Origin of the sequence: Pseudomonas antarctica, from assembly GCF_001647715.1 — a bacterium.
Taxonomy (GTDB): domain Bacteria; phylum Pseudomonadota; class Gammaproteobacteria; order Pseudomonadales; family Pseudomonadaceae; genus Aquipseudomonas; species Aquipseudomonas antarctica_A.
Genome location: NZ_CP015600.1, coordinates 6,378,980 through 6,392,510 on the forward strand (window position 1 = coordinate 6,378,980; position 13,531 = coordinate 6,392,510).

Consider the following 13,531-nt stretch of genomic DNA (forward strand, 5'->3'; position numbering starts at 1 on the left):
GGAAAAGTCTGCCTTGATCGTAAGAAATTCCCTGAGATGGGCGTTTGAAGGTTAACACCGCGACTTCCGGCAGAAAGCCGGTGCAATATATGGAAACAGATCGGTGCACGCGTGACGGCAAGCCGCCCACCGGCGTCCCGTTAGGGAGAGCGCTGCAAAGAGTTCAGCACCCGTAGAGGTGCCGCCCCCCAACCAATGCCTACAACCCGTGAGTGTGCTATGGAACCCGGAAACGCCCAGCTGTCGATGACGGTATTGATGACCCCTGACATGGCCAACTTCTCAGGCAATGTCCACGGCGGCACCCTGCTCAAGTACCTCGACGAAGTGGCCTACGCCTGCGCGAGCCGTTACGCGGGCCGCTATGTCGTCACGTTGTCGGTCGACCAGGTGATCTTTCGCGAGCCGATCCATGTCGGCGAGTTGGTGACCTTCCTTGCCTCGGTCAACTACACCGGCAACACCTCAATGGAAGTGGGCATTAAGGTGGTGACCGAGAACATCCGTGAGCGCTCGGTGCGCCATACCAACAGCTGCTTTTTCACCATGGTGGCCGTGGACGACCAGCGCAAACCCGCCGCCGTACCGCCGCTGCAGCCGCAGAACAGCGAAGACAAGCGCCGGTTTGTGCAGGCCCAGCAGCGTCGGCAGATTCGCCAGGAGCTGGAAAAGCGCTATCAGGAAATCAAAGCCGACGCGCCGTAAGCCTCAGGCTGTAAATCCAATCAAAATGTGGGAGCGGGCTTGCTCGCGAATACGGTGGGTCAGTCATTGGTAAGTCGACTGACACTCCGCTTTCGCGAGCAAGCCCGCTCCCACATTGGGTTCCGGGTACTTACAGACTGATCGGCGTGGCCTCGAAGCGTACCCGGGGGTGGGCGATACGGTCCTGGGCGCGTACCAGTTCCAACTCGTAACTGGCGCAGGCCTGGGTTTCCAGCAGCACTTCATGCACCGCAGCCGCCGTAAACTCGAAGGCCGCCAGCAAGCTGTCACCCAACAGCACCCGCGCCAGGAACAGCCCTGACGTCAGGTCGCCCACGCCCACCGGCTGGCGCGGGAACGCCAGCAACGGCCGACGCAAGTGCCAGCTGCCGTCGGCAGTCACCAGCAGCATCTCGAAACCCTCCGGCAATTTGCCCGGGTAATCCAGGTGCTTGACCAGGACCGCCTTCGGCCCGCGTGCCAGCAATGCCTTGGCCATGCCCAGGCAGTCGAACAGCGATTGCGGCTTGCGCCCGGCAAAGCTGTCGAGCTCCAGCTGGTTGGGGCACAGGAAATCCGCCAGGGCGGCCGCCTCGTCCAGCAGGAAATCGCTGACTTCCTGGGGCACGATACAACCCTTTTCCGGGTGACCCATCACCGGGTCGCACAGGTACAGGGCCTTGGGGTTGATGGCTTTGATCCGCGCCACACCCGTCAGAATCGCACGGCCCTGGTCCGCACTGCCGAGGTAGCCGGACAGCACCGCATCGCAGTTGCCGAGCTCGCCAATCGCGGCAATGCCTTCCACCAGTGCCGGAATTTGCTGCGGCGCCAACACTTCGCCCGCCCACTGGCCATACTGAGTGTGATTGGAGAATTGCACGGTGTTGAGCGGCCAGACGTTCACCCCGACCCGCTGCATGGGGAACACGGCGGCGCTGTTTCCGGCGTGGCCAAAGACCACATGAGACTGGATCGCAAGCAGATGAGGTGTGCGTTTCATGCGGGGGATTTCCGTAAAGCCGTTGAAATTCTAGCCGCGCAGTATGCGACTAAACACAGCCTATACGACAGACCAGAGACACAGTTAAGCTGCTCTCACTTTGTTGGAGTTCATCGCATGCTGACCCTGGGAAACATCTTTGTGTTGATGCTGCTGGCGACTGGCGCCGCTTGGGTGTGGCACAACCACGGCCTGCGCGAGCGGGCGCTGGAGCGGGTCAAGCAACATTGCGCCAAGCTCGATATCGAACTGCTCGACGGCGCGGTGGCGTTGAAACGCATCGGTTTTGTGAAGGATGCCAAGGGTCGGCGGCGCTTGGCACGTATCTATAACTTTGAATTCACCGTGACCGGCGAAACCCGCCATCCCGGGACTATCACCCAGTTCGGCGCCCACAGCGCGCAGATTGAACTGGCGCCCTACCCGTTCGAGATCAAGACGCCGCTGCCCAGCGCGGAAGTGATCGAGCTAAGCCAGTGGCGCCAGGACCACGCCACCAAGACGCGTCACTGACGACAGGCGGCCAGCGCGCTCTGCAATGCGACTACGTCCTGTGGCTCGCTGAAAATCAATTCAATGCGCGAATCGCGGCGCCACTCGCTGGGTTGCCAGACGAGTGGGCTTTTATCCACAGCGTTGGCGCTGACCCACCCATGGCGGCTGTGGATAACCAGTTTGGCGCGGCGCCATGCAAGACTTGTCAGCCAATGGGACAGGCGCCCGGTTTCGAATTGCTGGCTCGGGTGCCAACGCCAACCGATGCTCCAGCCACCCTCTTGAGCCTGGCTCAGGCAGATGGGCAGTGTGGGATCGCTCCAGATGGCTGGCATCTGCGCCAAGCCTTTGGGCACATCGAAGTTATCCACAGGGGCGCCAGCTTTGGTCTGGAGGCCCGGCAACTGCGCGAGCGGCAAGTGCGCCTGGCGGGTCCAGTAAAGCGGGCAGTCGGGTAATTGTCTTTCGACGGCTTGGCGCTGCGCGGTATCCAGTGTTTCGTCCTTGTTCAATACCAGCAGCCCGGCGCTGGCCAAGGTCTCGCGCTGCGCTTGTGGCAAGGGTTTGCCCGCCGCCAATGCCTGGGCATCCAGCACCAGTACACAAGGCTGGACCGCCAGCACGTTTTGCCAGGGTGCTTCGCGCAATTGCTTGAGCAATTGTGCGGGATGACCCAAACCCGAGGGCTCGATAAACAACCGATCCGGTTTAGCCTTGCGCAATAAGCGGCCCAGGCCTACCTGGAACGGTGCACCATTCACACAGCACAAACAGCCACCGGCGACTTCGCCCAGGGCAATGCCATCGTCGTCCTGGGTGAGTAACGCCGCATCCAGGCCAATCTGCCCGAACTCATTGATCAGTACCGCCCAGCGCTCGTTGGCCGGGCGTTGGGCCAGCAGGTGCTTGATCAGGCTGGTCTTGCCGGCGCCCAAAGGCCCGGCAATCACGTGAGTAGGAATGTTCTGCAGCATGATAGGCATCATTCAGACCGTGTAGAGAGCTTGATCCTACCCGGTTATGCCAGCCAATCCAGCGTCAGGATCAACCGTCGCTCATCGGCCTTGAGCGCCGGCGAGCGGTGAATCAGGCCATGGGCTTCGTTGCCGTGCCACTTGGTGCCCTTGAGCAAGGCCACCTCGCCACAGTCGATTTGCTCAATGCGCTCGGTGGGTTCGGCATCCGGTTGGCTCAGTTTTCGGCGGTCCATCACCCCTTCGCGCAACCACTGGCTACCGATTCCGGCGTAGGTGGTAATCAACCGAACGGGTACATGGTCAACGTGAAAACGTGGGCACATGGCCTTGTCCAACAGGCGCAAACGCACGCCAATACGCTTGGCACCGAGCAGGCAGGCGAACGCGCTGACCAGCCACGACACATCGGCGATAAACCCTTCGTAGCCTTCAAGATCACGGCAACTTGACGCCAAACCCTGCAAATTCGGCTCGGCGTCTTCGTTGTTGAGTTCGATCACCAGGGATTCGGCCAAAGGCTCATTCAGCGCCACCAGCAAGGCGCCGAATTCGGCAATATGATGGGGCAATTGGCGCCGCCATGTCGCCAGGTTTACGCCTTCTTCCAGAATATCGGACAGTGCCAGCGGGGTTTCCCCGCGGGTCTGACGTATCACGGGACGCAGGGGGATAACCGGTGCCAACATCACGCGACCTCTTCATACCAAGGGCCAAAGGGGTCGGCCAGCAAGCGCCAACTTTCGACACCCAGAGCCATTTCGTCATCCGTGAGCAAACAGGCGTCCAGCTCGGCGCGCATCTGGCTGAAGTCGATGTTTTGCCCGATAAACACCAGCTCCTGGCGGCAATCGCCGGTGCTCAGCTGCCAGTTGCCCATGATCGCCGCCACGCTTTCTTCGTCCTGAGGCCATTGGCTTTTCGGCACAAAACGCCACCAGCGCCCAGCAAAGCCATGGCGCATCAATCCTCCGGCCTGAGACCAACTGCCCGCATCCTGATGCTTGCTGGCCAGCCAGAAAAAGCCTTTGGAGCGCAGCAGTTTGCCGTTTACCCACGGACGGTCGATGAAGTTGAAAAAGCGCTGCGGATGAAATGGGCGGCGCGCACGATAAGCCGTGGAAGCGATGCCGTATTCTTGCGTTTCCGGCACATGTTCACCGCGCAATTCCTGCAACCAGCCAGGGGCCTGGGCAGCGCGTTCGAAGTCAAAGCGGCCGGTGTTCAGGATCTTGTTAAGCGGCACCTCACCCATGACCATCGGAATGATTTCTGCTTGGGCGTTGAGGCGCTCGAGGATGGCCATCAGTTCTTCGCGTTCGCGGCTGCTGATCAGGTCGATCTTGCTGATCAAGATCACGTCGGCGAACTCGATTTGCTCGATCAGCAGGTCGGTGATCGAGCGTTCATCTTCTTCGCCGAGGGTTTCGCCGCGTGAGGCCAGGCTTTCAGCGGCCTGGTAGTCGAGCAGGAAGTTCATGCCATCCACCACGGTGACCATGGTGTCCAGGCGCGCAATATCGGCCAGGCTCTGCTCGTTTTCATCACGAAAGGTGAACGTTTCTGCCACGGGCAACGGCTCGGAAATACCAGTGGATTCGATCAACAGGTAATCGAACCGACCTTCCTTGGCGAGTTTTCCGACTTCTTCCAGCAAGTCTTCACGCAAAGTGCAGCAGATGCAGCCGTTGCTCATTTCTACCAGTTTTTCTTCGGAGCGGTTCAGGGTGACATCACGCTGAACCTCGCTGCCGTCAATGTTGATTTCGCTCATGTCGTTGACGATCACCGCCACCCGCAGGTTTTCGCGGTTGCGCAGGACGTAGTTGAGCAGCGTGCTTTTACCGGCGCCTAGAAAACCGGACAACACGGTAACGGGGAGACGATCTGGCATCAGGTATTCCTCATCAGGGTTGGCCGGTCAAATCGCCCGTTTATGGCGTTCGCGCAGCTCTTCACGTTCTTTGGCTTCGATACTCAAGGTGGCGGTGGGGCGCAGTAGCAAGCGTTGCAGGCCAATGGATTCGCCAGTGTCACGGCACCAGCCGTATTCGCCGCGGGCCAGCAGTTCGAGGGCGTCGTCGATCTTGTCCAACAGCTTCTTTTCCCGCTCAAGCAGGCGTAGTTGCCATTGGCGCTGTTCTTCGGCGCTGCCCATATCGGCGGGGTCGCTATTGGTTTCCTGCTCACGCAGCACCAGGAACTGGCCCTCAATGCGCGCTTGCAGCTCAGTACGCTGGGCAAGCAGCAATTCACGGAAGAACCTTTGCTGGGCTTCATTCATGTAGTTGGCGGGCGGTTGGGCCAGCAGGTCTTGTTCAGTCATAGGAAGCGGGTCACGGGTCAGGCTGTGGTTTTATGTTATAGTATAACAACACAAATAAGCTAATCCCGACTTGCTCACCACGACGAAGGGCGCAATGCTTGAGCACTTCCCTTGCCCCGAGAAACGCTATGAAACGCCTGTTGTACGCCCTGTTATTGGCAGCGGCAGGACCTGCCTGCGCCCAAATGCCAAGCCTGTTGGCGAACTGCACGCGCAGCGCCAACCTGCTGGCCTGCGTGGATCCGTTGGGGAATGCCTACAGCGTGGCGACTGTCGGCAGCACCACGTACTTGCGCGGTTTCGAGGTGATCGGCAAACGCTACTGGGCACAAACCAACAGCCGCTATGGGCAGCTGACGTTCTTTACTGGGTTAGCGTCCGACGGAGAGGCGTGGGTCGGCTACACGCGACGCGTGGGCTGGACCACCCTCAACCGGTTTTCCAGCTCAGGTGGCGCCAGTGCCAAGTTCACGTGCAGCCGTATGACCGGCTGTTAGACCTGGCCGTTCTTCTGCTCTTGAACCCAGGCCATGTAGCTGTTCATCGGTGGGTTCTTCTCGAAGTATTTTTTCAATCCCTCAAACAGGCCATCCGCCACCGCCTGTTGATGACGCGCAGTCACCAACCGCTGGGCGTCCTGGGTATTAGAGATAAACCCGGTCTCGACCAGAATAGAGGGGACGTCCGGTGATTTAAGTACCGCAAAACCAGCCTGCTCCACGCGCTTCTGGTGCAGCGTGGTGATGCTCTGCAGGCTGCCCAACACCGAGCTGCCCAGTTGCAGGCTGGAGGCGATGGTGGCGTTCATCGACATATCGAGAATCACCCCGGCCAACATCGGGTCCTTGTCCTTGAGATTGAGCAAGGTCGTGGCGCCCAACAGGTCCGCGCCGTTTTCGCGCTGCGCCATAAAGCGCGCCGTAGCGGAAGTTGCGCCCCCTTCAGACAACGCATACACCGAGGCACCGGATGCCGTGAGACGTGGCGCGGCGTCGGCATGCACCGAGATAAACATATCGGCCTTGTGCTGGCGCGCAATGTCCACACGCTTGCGCAGCGGCACGAAGAAGTCATCGTTGCGCACCAGTTTCACGTCAAAGCCCTTCTCACGCTTCAAGCGTTTGGCCAGCAATTGGGCGATCGATAGCACCACGTCTTTTTCGCGCTGGCCCCTGGAGCCGATGGCGCCAGGGTCTTTACCGCCGTGGCCGGGGTCAACCACCACGATGATGTCGCGCTTGGGATGCGCTTTGTCTACCGGCGCGACCAGAGGAGGCGGTTCAGCGGCTATTTGGCGCGGGGCATGAGTGGCGTTGGTCAGGTCGAGCACCAGGCGATGACCTTGGCCATCCTGGGGCGGCAATAAAAAGCTGTTGAGCTGCATCGGCGCGGCCAGGTCCAGCACGATGCGTGTGTCGCCTTTGCCGAAATGCCCGGAGCGGATCGAAGTAATCCCGCTGTTCTTCAATGCCAGCTGAGAAAAATCCCCCGACAGCCCGGCGCCGCTCAGGTCGATGATCAAACGTTCCGGTGAGGTCAGGGAAAAGGTCTTGTATTGCACCGGGCCGCTAAGGTCGAACACCAGCCGCAGTTTATCGTCCGAGCGCCACAGGCGCGCATTGCGGATCTGCGTGGCGTAGGCCCCCAAAGGCAAGGTGAACAGGGGACTGACCAGCAGCAGGTTGAGGAGCTGACGTCTGTGCATGACATATACCGCAAATAGAGGAGCGTCCCTGCTCGACATGACTGAAGAAAGGCTGGAGCAGAAAAATCATCGTCGATTCAATAGTTATAATATAACATGTCTTTTTATTTCCAACGATGGACCTGCCCATGAATGCGCTGACTCTGCCGGATATTGCCGCGCAGGCTTCACGCCAAGCTGTGCCGCTCGACTGGGTAGGCATGTGCGGCATTGCCCTGCCGATCCTCATCGACGGCCAACGCTTGACCGCCACTGCCGATGCGGGCGTCAGCCTGGACGATGGCGAGGCCCGTGGCATTCATATGTCACGCCTGTACCTGGCCCTGGAAATGCTCGACCAACAGCCTCTTACGCCTGCGCTTCTGCGTACTCTACTTGAGCGCTTTCTTGAGAGTCATGAAGGTTTATCTAAGAACGCCTACCTGCGTATCCACGCGGATTTGCTACTCAAACGGCCTGCGCTGGTCAGCCCTTTAACCGGCTGGAAAGGCTACCCGGTGAGCATCGAAGCGCGCCTGGAAAACCAGATGTTCCACGTGGAACTAAAAATTGACGTTACTTACTCTTCCACCTGCCCTTGCTCGGCCGCGCTCGCCAGGCAGTTGATTCAGCAGCAATTTCTCGAAGATTTCGCCAACACACCACTGCAGCACGAGGATGTTCTGACGTGGCTTGGCAGCGCCAACGGCATCGTCGCCACGCCCCACAGCCAACGAAGCAGCGCAGAACTGTCCATCCAGCTGGAAGCCAACCAGTCCACCTTGCCCCTAACCGACCTGATCAACGACGTTGAAACCGCCCTCGGCACTGCCGTGCAAACCGCTGTGAAACGTGCGGACGAACAAGCCTTCGCCCTGGCCAACGGGCAGAACCTGATGTTCTGCGAAGACGCCGCCCGCCGCCTGAACCTCGCCTTGAAACGCTCGGATGCCGTCAAAGCCTTCCACTTGAAAGTGATCCACGCCGAAAGCCTGCACGCGCACGATGCCGTGGCTGAAAGCCGCTGGACGAGAGACTCTGCATGATCACCTGTAACGCTTTGCGCTGGGGCGCCCCCGGGCAACCGCTCACACCGGCGCTGGATTTGAAGCTGGAAAAAGGCAGCCTCACCGGCATCATCGGCGCGAATGGCACAGGCAAAAGCAGCCTGCTCAAGGTCATTGCCGGCCTGCAAAAGCCGCTGACGGGCAACGTCAGCGTGGAGGTTCCACGCCGCGGCGGCCTGTCATTCCTGCCCCAGCAACAACATTTGGATCGCCAGTTCCCGATCAGCCTGCAAGAGTTGGTCGCCGCCGGTTTCTGGGGCACCCAGCTCACTCCGCAACACCGTAGCCAACGGCTGCAAGCGGTGCTGGAAGACTGGTGCCTCAGTGGTCTGGAACACCGTCCGTTGATGGCGCTGTCCGGCGGCGAACTGCAACGCGCCCTGCTCGCTCGCATGAGCCTGGCCGAAGCGCCAGTCCTGCTTCTCGACGAACCTCACGCCGCCCTCGACGAAGAAGGCCAGGCGCTCTGCTGGAAACACATTCACGCCTGGCACGATGAAGGCCGCACACTGATCGTCGTCTGTCATGACTTGGCGTCGGTGCGTCACCACACCCAGCAAGTGGTGCAGATCAAAAGCACCGGCTGCCTATTCGGCCCCAGTAAAGAGCTGATCCGCCCGCAACCGCACATGCAGGTGGCCTGATGCACTTCGCCGCCCATCTGTGGATGCCATTCCTCGACTTTGTCTTTATGCGCCGCGCGCTCATCGGCGGGCTGGTCCTCGCTTGCAGCACCGCGCCGCTGGGCGTGTTTCTGATCCTGCGCCGCATGAGCCTCATCGGTGACGCCGTTGCCCATGGCATCCTGCCCGGCGCCGCGCTGGGCTTCTGGTTTGCCGGCCTCAGCCTGCCCGCCCTGACCATTGGTGGCCTCGGCGCAGGCCTGAGCATGGCCGGCGTGTCAGCCTGGATAACCCGCCGCACCGGCCTGCGCGAAGACGCCAGCCTCGCCGCCATCTACCCCATCTCTCTCGCCGCAGGTGTATTGATTCTCGGCATTGCCGGCAAACGCCTGGACCTTTTGCACCTGCTGTTCGGCTCAGCACTGGCTGTCGATGAAACCACCCTGACCGGCATGCTCTGGGTGTCCGGCTTCAGCCTGATCGCCATGGCGCTGATCTACAAACCGCTGCTGCTGGACACCCTTGACCCACTGTTCCTGCAAACCGTCAGCCGCCTCGGCCCACTCGCCCACGGGTTATTCCTGACCCTGGTGGTGCTGAACCTGGTGATTGGTTTCCAGGCCATCGGCGCGTTAATGGTAGTGGGTTTGATGATGTTGCCAGCCATTGCTTCACGCTTCTGGAGCCGGCGCCTGCCGGTGTTGATCGCGGTATCGGCGGTGCTGGGATGCCTGTCGGTGTGGTTGGGTTTGTTGCTGTCGTTCTACTACTCGCTGCCCAGCGGCCCGGCCATCGTGCTGGTGGCTGGCGGTGGGTATCTGCTGTCCGTGGTCTTCGGTCCGGTGCACGGCTTGCTGCGCCGCCCGCCCTTGCTTACATCCCAATGAGGTGTTTCCCGATGCGCGCTCTACTCGTGCTGTTCAGCATTCTGCTGCCATTGTCGATGGCTCAGGCCGCCGACAAACTTCAAGTGGTTACCAGCTTCAGTATTCTCGATGACATCACCCACCAGATCGGTGGCGATCACATCCAGATCAGCAACATGGTGGGCCCGGACGCCGACGCCCACACCTACGAACCGACACCGGATGACGCCAAGGCGCTGCTCAAGGCCAAGGTCATCATCAAGAACGGCCTCGGCTTCGAGCCCTGGCTGGACCGCCTGGTCACCAGCACCGAAACCAAAGCCACCGTGGTCACCGCCAGCAAAGGCGTGATCTCCCACACCATGGAAGAAGACGGCGAAACCATTCCCGATCCGCACGCCTGGCATAACCTGGCCAACGCCGAAATCTATGTGAACAACATCACCAAGGCACTGGTGGCCGCTGACCCGGCGAACAAGGCCGACTACCTGCGCAACAGCCAGGCGTACCTGAAAGAGATCTACCGCCTGCTGGCCGAAGCCAAAACCAAGTTCGGTGCATTGCCACCTGGCAACCGCCGCATCGTCACCTCCCATGACGCGTTCGGTTACCTGGGCCAGGCCTACGGCATTCAGTTCCTGGCTCCTCAAGGGTTGTCGACTGAGCGTGAACCATCGGCCGCCGAAGTCGCTGCGCTGATCACCCAGATCCGCAAGGACAAGGTCAAAGCCGTGTTCATGGAAAACATCAAGGACTCGCGCCTGCTCAAGCAAATCGCGGATGAAAGCGGCGCGCAGATCGGCGGCACGCTGTACTCCGACGCCCTCGCCGCTGAAGGCCCGGCCAGCACCTTTACCGGTCTGTTCGAGTACAACCTCAACACCCTGTGCGCCGCCCTGAGCAAGCCATGACCTTGAGCATGCTCGACCTGGAAGGGGCTGCCATTGGCAGCCGCTTTCCACTCGAACAGGTACTGAACGCCCTGCCGTGGAACAGCGATGGCTTGATTGCCGCCATCGTCCAGCAACACGGCAGCGGCCAGGTGTTGATGCTGGCCTGGATGAACCGCAAGGCCCTCGATGAAACCCTGGCCACAAGGCGGGCCTGCTACTGGTCGCGCTCGCGCCAGCAACTATGGCGCAAAGGCGAAAGCTCCGGCCACTGGCAGCAGTTGGTCGAAGCGCGTCTGGATTGCGACGGCGACGCAGTGCTCATGATTGTCGACCAGCACGGCCCGGCCTGCCACACCGGCCGACCCACCTGCTTCTACAACGCCATCGACGGCGCCTACGTTCACATCATTACGGAGCCCGCTGCATGATCCGCAAGAACCCCTCCGGCGATCTGCCGGTGATTGCCGAATCAGCCTACGTCGACAAAACCGCCATCATTTGCGGCAAGGTCATCATCGGCGAGAACGTGTTCGTCGGTCCCTACGCCGTCATCCGCGCCGACGAAGTCGACGCCAGCGGTGCCATGGACCCCATCACCATCGGTGCGAACTCCAATATTCAGGATGGCGTGGTCATCCACTCCAAATCCGGGGCGGCGGTGACCATCGGCGAGTTCACCTCCATCGCCCACCGCTCCATTGTCCATGGCCCCTGTTCCGTCGGCGACCGCGTCTTCATTGGATTCAACAGCGTGCTGTTCAACTGTGCCGTCGGTGATGGCTGCGTGGTGCGTCATAACTCGGTGGTCGACGGCCGTGACTTGCCCGCCGCCTTCTACGTGCCCTCCACCACCCGCATCGGCCCGAACACCGACCTGTCGCAATTCCCGCCGGTGAGTGTCAGCGCCTCGGAGTTTTCCGAAGACGTGGCGCGCACCAACGTCGACCTGGTGCGCGGTTACAAAGCCCTGCAAAACGAGTTCTGAACCATGAGCCGCCTGCTGATTCGCAATGCCCGCCTGGTGAATGAAGGCCAGTTATTCGACGCTGATGTACTGGTCACCAATGGCCGTATCGAGAAGATCGCCACCAGCATTGAAGGCTATAACGAACCCGTAGAAATCGACGCCCAAGGCCAATGGCTGCTGCCGGGAATGATCGACGACCAGGTGCACTTTCGCGAACCCGGCGCGCCCGAAAAAGGCAGCTTCTACAGTGAATCCCGCGCTGCAGTGGCGGGTGGCATCACCAGCTTCATGGACATGCCCAACACCCACCCCGCCACGCTTAACCTGGAGGCCCTGGCCGATAAGAAGCGCCGGGCCGCGTTGCACTCGGTGGCCAACTACGGCTTTCACTTTGGAGTCAGCAACGACAACCTCGACACGGTTGCCGCCCTGGACCCGCGCGAAGTGGCCGGGGTGAAAGTGTTCATGGGCGCCTCCACCGGCAACATGCTGGTGGACGACCCACGGATTCTGGAGCGACTGTTTGCCGAAGTACCCACCATCCTGCTCGCTCACTGCGAACACACGCCGAGCATCCTGGCCAACGAGCAACGCCTGCGCGAGCGCTTCGGCGAGCATATTCCCGCCGTCGCCCACCCGCTGATTCGGGATGCCGAAGCCTGCTATCGCTCATCATCGTTTGCAGTGGAACTGGCCAAGCGTCATGGCACGCGCCTGCATGTGCTGCACCTGACCAGCGCCATCGAGTTGGCGCTGTTCGAAGATAAACCCCTGGCCGAAAAGCGCATCACCGCCGAAGTCTGCCTGCACCATCTGCTGTTCGATGACCACGACTATCACCGCCTCGGCCACCAGATCAAATGCAACCCGGCGATCAAGACGCGCGCCGACCGCGACGCCCTGCGCCAGGCCTTGCTGACTGACCGACTGGATGTGATTGGCAGTGACCATGCGCCGCATACCTGGGCGCAAAAACAATTGAGCTATCGCGAAGCGCCGTCCGGGCTGCCGTTGGTGCAGCACGCGTTGCCGGCGTTGTTGGAGTTGGTCGCGGACGGGCTCTTGCCCCTGCCGACCCTGGTGGCCAAAACCAGTCACCGGGTGGCCGACCTGTTCGCCATTCCCGATCGTGGCTACTTGCGCGAAGGCTATTGGGCCGACCTGGTGCTGATCAAACCCGAGCCCGAAGGCAAACCCGTCAGCAGCCAGCCGATTCTCGCTCGCTGCGGCTGGACGCCCTTCGCCGAGCGCAGCTTTCGCCACAGCGTCAGCACCACGCTGGTGTCAGGCCACCTGGCGTGGCACAACAGCCAGGTGGTCGACAGTTGCCAGGGCTTGCCCCTGCACTTTCTGCGTTAAGCGCGGGGTTTGACCGTACCGCAATCGTTGCCCAGCCACTGTGCGTGGGTGTCCAGGCTGCCCTTCTGCTGAACGCCGGTCGCATTGAAAGTGCCATTAACCGTCGTGGTGAATTCCTGCTGGCTCTGGAATGTCGCTACACCGGTGCCCTGGGCTTTCGGGCAGCTGAAACGAAACTTCCACTGGTTGCCGGTCTTGTCGGTCACTTGCTGTTTACAGCCCGATTGCGGGTCAGTCAGCGGGATTGAATCAGAGGCGACCTGGGCCGGGGTGAGGCACACCTGCACGCCTTTGCCGGCCATGGTGATGCCCTGCTTTTCGAGCATCGCGCGCTGTTCAGGGGTCATCTGTTGTTTGAGCTGACCGAGGATCAGCGACAGGTCCGGCAAGTCCTGGTTATCAACTTTCATATTACTGGTGGTCAATTCCCACAAGCCCGGCGCCAGCATCTGCGCCTGAGCCGCCACGGGCAGCGACAATCCAACAACCATGGCCAAACCAAGCAGACGAGCATTCATCGGGTAACTCCTGGATAATTGTGGGCGTTAGACGCCGCAAAGCTGCCAGTG

17 protein-coding genes are annotated in these 13,531 nt (G+C 60.6%); 10 read left to right on the top strand and 7 right to left on the bottom strand.

Going from position 1 to position 13,531, the window contains the following annotated elements; all coding sequences use genetic code 11:
* The first annotated feature begins 219 nt into the window (after positions 1-219).
* Positions 220-705, top strand: a complete 486-nt coding sequence (locus tag A7J50_RS29060; RefSeq protein WP_053258732.1) for an acyl-CoA thioesterase — start codon at positions 220-222, stop codon at positions 703-705.
* A 130-nt stretch (positions 706-835) separates the two neighbouring features.
* Here the strand turns inward: A7J50_RS29060 and pdxY are convergent, their stop codons facing one another.
* Positions 836-1,708 (bottom strand): pyridoxal kinase PdxY, encoded by an 873-nt coding sequence (gene pdxY / locus A7J50_RS29065; protein WP_064454787.1) that lies wholly within the window; start codon positions 1,706-1,708, stop codon positions 836-838.
* A gap of 117 nt (positions 1,709-1,825) precedes the next feature.
* Here pdxY and A7J50_RS29070 point away from each other — a divergent pair, with 117 nt between their 5' ends.
* The gene (locus A7J50_RS29070; RefSeq protein ID WP_064454788.1) at positions 1,826-2,221 is read left to right on the top strand and encodes a DUF3301 domain-containing protein; all 396 of its coding nucleotides are present in this window, start codon (positions 1,826-1,828) and stop codon (positions 2,219-2,221) included.
* On the opposite strand, the gene A7J50_RS29075 is transcribed toward A7J50_RS29070, so the two are convergent.
* Genes A7J50_RS29075 through dksA form a run of 4 tightly spaced genes read right to left on the bottom strand, consistent with a single transcriptional unit; the run spans position 2,215 to position 5,503 of the window.
* Entirely contained in the window at positions 2,215-3,177 is a 963-nt protein-coding gene (locus A7J50_RS29075) for a CobW family GTP-binding protein (protein ID WP_064454789.1), read from the bottom strand. The genes A7J50_RS29070 and A7J50_RS29075 overlap by 7 nt on opposite strands.
* A 44-nt stretch (positions 3,178-3,221) precedes the next feature.
* Positions 3,222-3,866: a DUF1826 domain-containing protein gene (locus A7J50_RS29080; RefSeq protein ID WP_064454790.1), complete on the bottom strand. Its 645-nt coding sequence runs from the start codon at positions 3,864-3,866 to the stop codon at positions 3,222-3,224.
* Positions 3,866-5,071 (bottom strand): zinc metallochaperone GTPase ZigA, encoded by a 1,206-nt coding sequence (gene zigA, locus A7J50_RS29085; RefSeq protein WP_064454791.1) that lies wholly within the window; start codon positions 5,069-5,071, stop codon positions 3,866-3,868. The genes A7J50_RS29080 and zigA overlap by 1 nt, the downstream gene beginning before the upstream one ends.
* 27 nt (positions 5,072-5,098) lie before the next feature.
* Entirely contained in the window at positions 5,099-5,503 is a 405-nt protein-coding gene (gene dksA / locus A7J50_RS29090; RefSeq protein ID WP_064454792.1) for an RNA polymerase-binding protein DksA, read from the bottom strand.
* Between the two features lie 128 nt (positions 5,504-5,631).
* Here dksA and A7J50_RS29095 point away from each other — a divergent pair, with 128 nt between their 5' ends.
* Entirely contained in the window at positions 5,632-6,000 is a 369-nt protein-coding gene (locus A7J50_RS29095; protein WP_064454793.1) for a hypothetical protein, read from the top strand.
* Here A7J50_RS29095 and A7J50_RS29100 read toward each other — a convergent pair.
* A complete protein-coding gene (locus tag A7J50_RS29100) occupies positions 5,997-7,208 on the bottom strand; it encodes an N-acetylmuramoyl-L-alanine amidase (protein WP_064454794.1) in 1,212 nt (403 codons plus the stop codon). The two genes, A7J50_RS29095 and A7J50_RS29100, sit on opposite strands and share 4 nt — an antisense overlap.
* A 128-nt stretch (positions 7,209-7,336) precedes the next feature.
* On the opposite strand from A7J50_RS29100, the gene folE2 reads away from it, so the two are divergent.
* Genes folE2 through A7J50_RS29135 form a run of 7 tightly spaced genes read left to right on the top strand, consistent with a single transcriptional unit; the run spans position 7,337 to position 12,962 of the window.
* Positions 7,337-8,233, top strand: a complete 897-nt coding sequence (folE2, locus tag A7J50_RS29105) for a GTP cyclohydrolase FolE2 (protein WP_064454795.1) — start codon at positions 7,337-7,339, stop codon at positions 8,231-8,233.
* Complete coding sequence (locus tag A7J50_RS29110; protein WP_064454796.1) at positions 8,230-8,898, top strand: metal ABC transporter ATP-binding protein; 669 nt, start codon at positions 8,230-8,232, stop codon at positions 8,896-8,898. The genes folE2 and A7J50_RS29110 overlap by 4 nt, the downstream gene beginning before the upstream one ends.
* Positions 8,898-9,764 carry a metal ABC transporter permease gene (locus A7J50_RS29115; RefSeq protein WP_053258743.1) on the top strand — a complete coding sequence of 289 codons (867 nt, stop codon included), beginning with the start codon at positions 8,898-8,900 and terminating at the stop codon, positions 9,762-9,764. The genes A7J50_RS29110 and A7J50_RS29115 overlap by 1 nt, the downstream gene beginning before the upstream one ends.
* Before the next feature lie 11 nt (positions 9,765-9,775).
* On the top strand, positions 9,776-10,654 hold the full coding sequence (locus tag A7J50_RS29120; protein WP_064454797.1) for a metal ABC transporter substrate-binding protein: 879 nt from the start codon (positions 9,776-9,778) through the stop codon (positions 10,652-10,654).
* Positions 10,651-11,064 carry a phosphoribosyl-AMP cyclohydrolase gene (gene hisI, locus A7J50_RS29125; RefSeq protein ID WP_064454798.1) on the top strand — a complete coding sequence of 138 codons (414 nt, stop codon included), beginning with the start codon at positions 10,651-10,653 and terminating at the stop codon, positions 11,062-11,064. The genes A7J50_RS29120 and hisI overlap by 4 nt, the downstream gene beginning before the upstream one ends.
* Positions 11,061-11,621 (top strand): DapH/DapD/GlmU-related protein, encoded by a 561-nt coding sequence (locus A7J50_RS29130; RefSeq protein WP_048721911.1) that lies wholly within the window; start codon positions 11,061-11,063, stop codon positions 11,619-11,621. The genes hisI and A7J50_RS29130 overlap by 4 nt, the downstream gene beginning before the upstream one ends.
* Positions 11,622-11,624: 3 nt before the next feature.
* Positions 11,625-12,962 carry a dihydroorotase gene (locus A7J50_RS29135; RefSeq protein WP_064454799.1) on the top strand — a complete coding sequence of 446 codons (1,338 nt, stop codon included), beginning with the start codon at positions 11,625-11,627 and terminating at the stop codon, positions 12,960-12,962.
* Here A7J50_RS29135 and A7J50_RS29140 read toward each other — a convergent pair.
* Entirely contained in the window at positions 12,959-13,480 is a 522-nt protein-coding gene (locus tag A7J50_RS29140) for a DUF3617 domain-containing protein (RefSeq protein ID WP_053258748.1), read from the bottom strand. The two genes, A7J50_RS29135 and A7J50_RS29140, sit on opposite strands and share 4 nt — an antisense overlap.
* Between the last annotated feature and the right edge of the window lie 51 nt (positions 13,481-13,531).

Excerpts from the sequence above, each read along its gene's own strand:
- A7J50_RS29060 (WP_053258732.1), top strand. The coding sequence starts at position 220 with ATGGAACCCGGAAACGCCCAGCTGTCGATGACGGTATTGATGACCCCT.
- pdxY (WP_064454787.1), bottom strand. The coding sequence starts at position 1,708 with ATGAAACGCACACCTCATCTGCTTGCGATCCAGTCTCATGTGGTCTTT.
- A7J50_RS29070 (WP_064454788.1), top strand. The coding sequence starts at position 1,826 with ATGCTGACCCTGGGAAACATCTTTGTGTTGATGCTGCTGGCGACTGGC.
- A7J50_RS29075 (WP_064454789.1), bottom strand. The coding sequence starts at position 3,177 with ATGCTGCAGAACATTCCTACTCACGTGATTGCCGGGCCTTTGGGCGCC.
- A7J50_RS29080 (WP_064454790.1), bottom strand. The coding sequence starts at position 3,866 with ATGTTGGCACCGGTTATCCCCCTGCGTCCCGTGATACGTCAGACCCGC.
- zigA (WP_064454791.1), bottom strand. The coding sequence starts at position 5,071 with ATGCCAGATCGTCTCCCCGTTACCGTGTTGTCCGGTTTTCTAGGCGCC.
- dksA (WP_064454792.1), bottom strand. The coding sequence starts at position 5,503 with ATGACTGAACAAGACCTGCTGGCCCAACCGCCCGCCAACTACATGAAT.
- A7J50_RS29095 (WP_064454793.1), top strand. The coding sequence starts at position 5,632 with ATGAAACGCCTGTTGTACGCCCTGTTATTGGCAGCGGCAGGACCTGCC.
- A7J50_RS29100 (WP_064454794.1), bottom strand. The coding sequence starts at position 7,208 with ATGCACAGACGTCAGCTCCTCAACCTGCTGCTGGTCAGTCCCCTGTTC.
- folE2 (WP_064454795.1), top strand. The coding sequence starts at position 7,337 with ATGAATGCGCTGACTCTGCCGGATATTGCCGCGCAGGCTTCACGCCAA.
- A7J50_RS29110 (WP_064454796.1), top strand. The coding sequence starts at position 8,230 with ATGATCACCTGTAACGCTTTGCGCTGGGGCGCCCCCGGGCAACCGCTC.
- A7J50_RS29115 (WP_053258743.1), top strand. The coding sequence starts at position 8,898 with ATGCACTTCGCCGCCCATCTGTGGATGCCATTCCTCGACTTTGTCTTT.
- A7J50_RS29120 (WP_064454797.1), top strand. The coding sequence starts at position 9,776 with ATGCGCGCTCTACTCGTGCTGTTCAGCATTCTGCTGCCATTGTCGATG.
- hisI (WP_064454798.1), top strand. The coding sequence starts at position 10,651 with ATGACCTTGAGCATGCTCGACCTGGAAGGGGCTGCCATTGGCAGCCGC.
- A7J50_RS29130 (WP_048721911.1), top strand. The coding sequence starts at position 11,061 with ATGATCCGCAAGAACCCCTCCGGCGATCTGCCGGTGATTGCCGAATCA.
- A7J50_RS29135 (WP_064454799.1), top strand. The coding sequence starts at position 11,625 with ATGAGCCGCCTGCTGATTCGCAATGCCCGCCTGGTGAATGAAGGCCAG.
- A7J50_RS29140 (WP_053258748.1), bottom strand. The coding sequence starts at position 13,480 with ATGAATGCTCGTCTGCTTGGTTTGGCCATGGTTGTTGGATTGTCGCTG.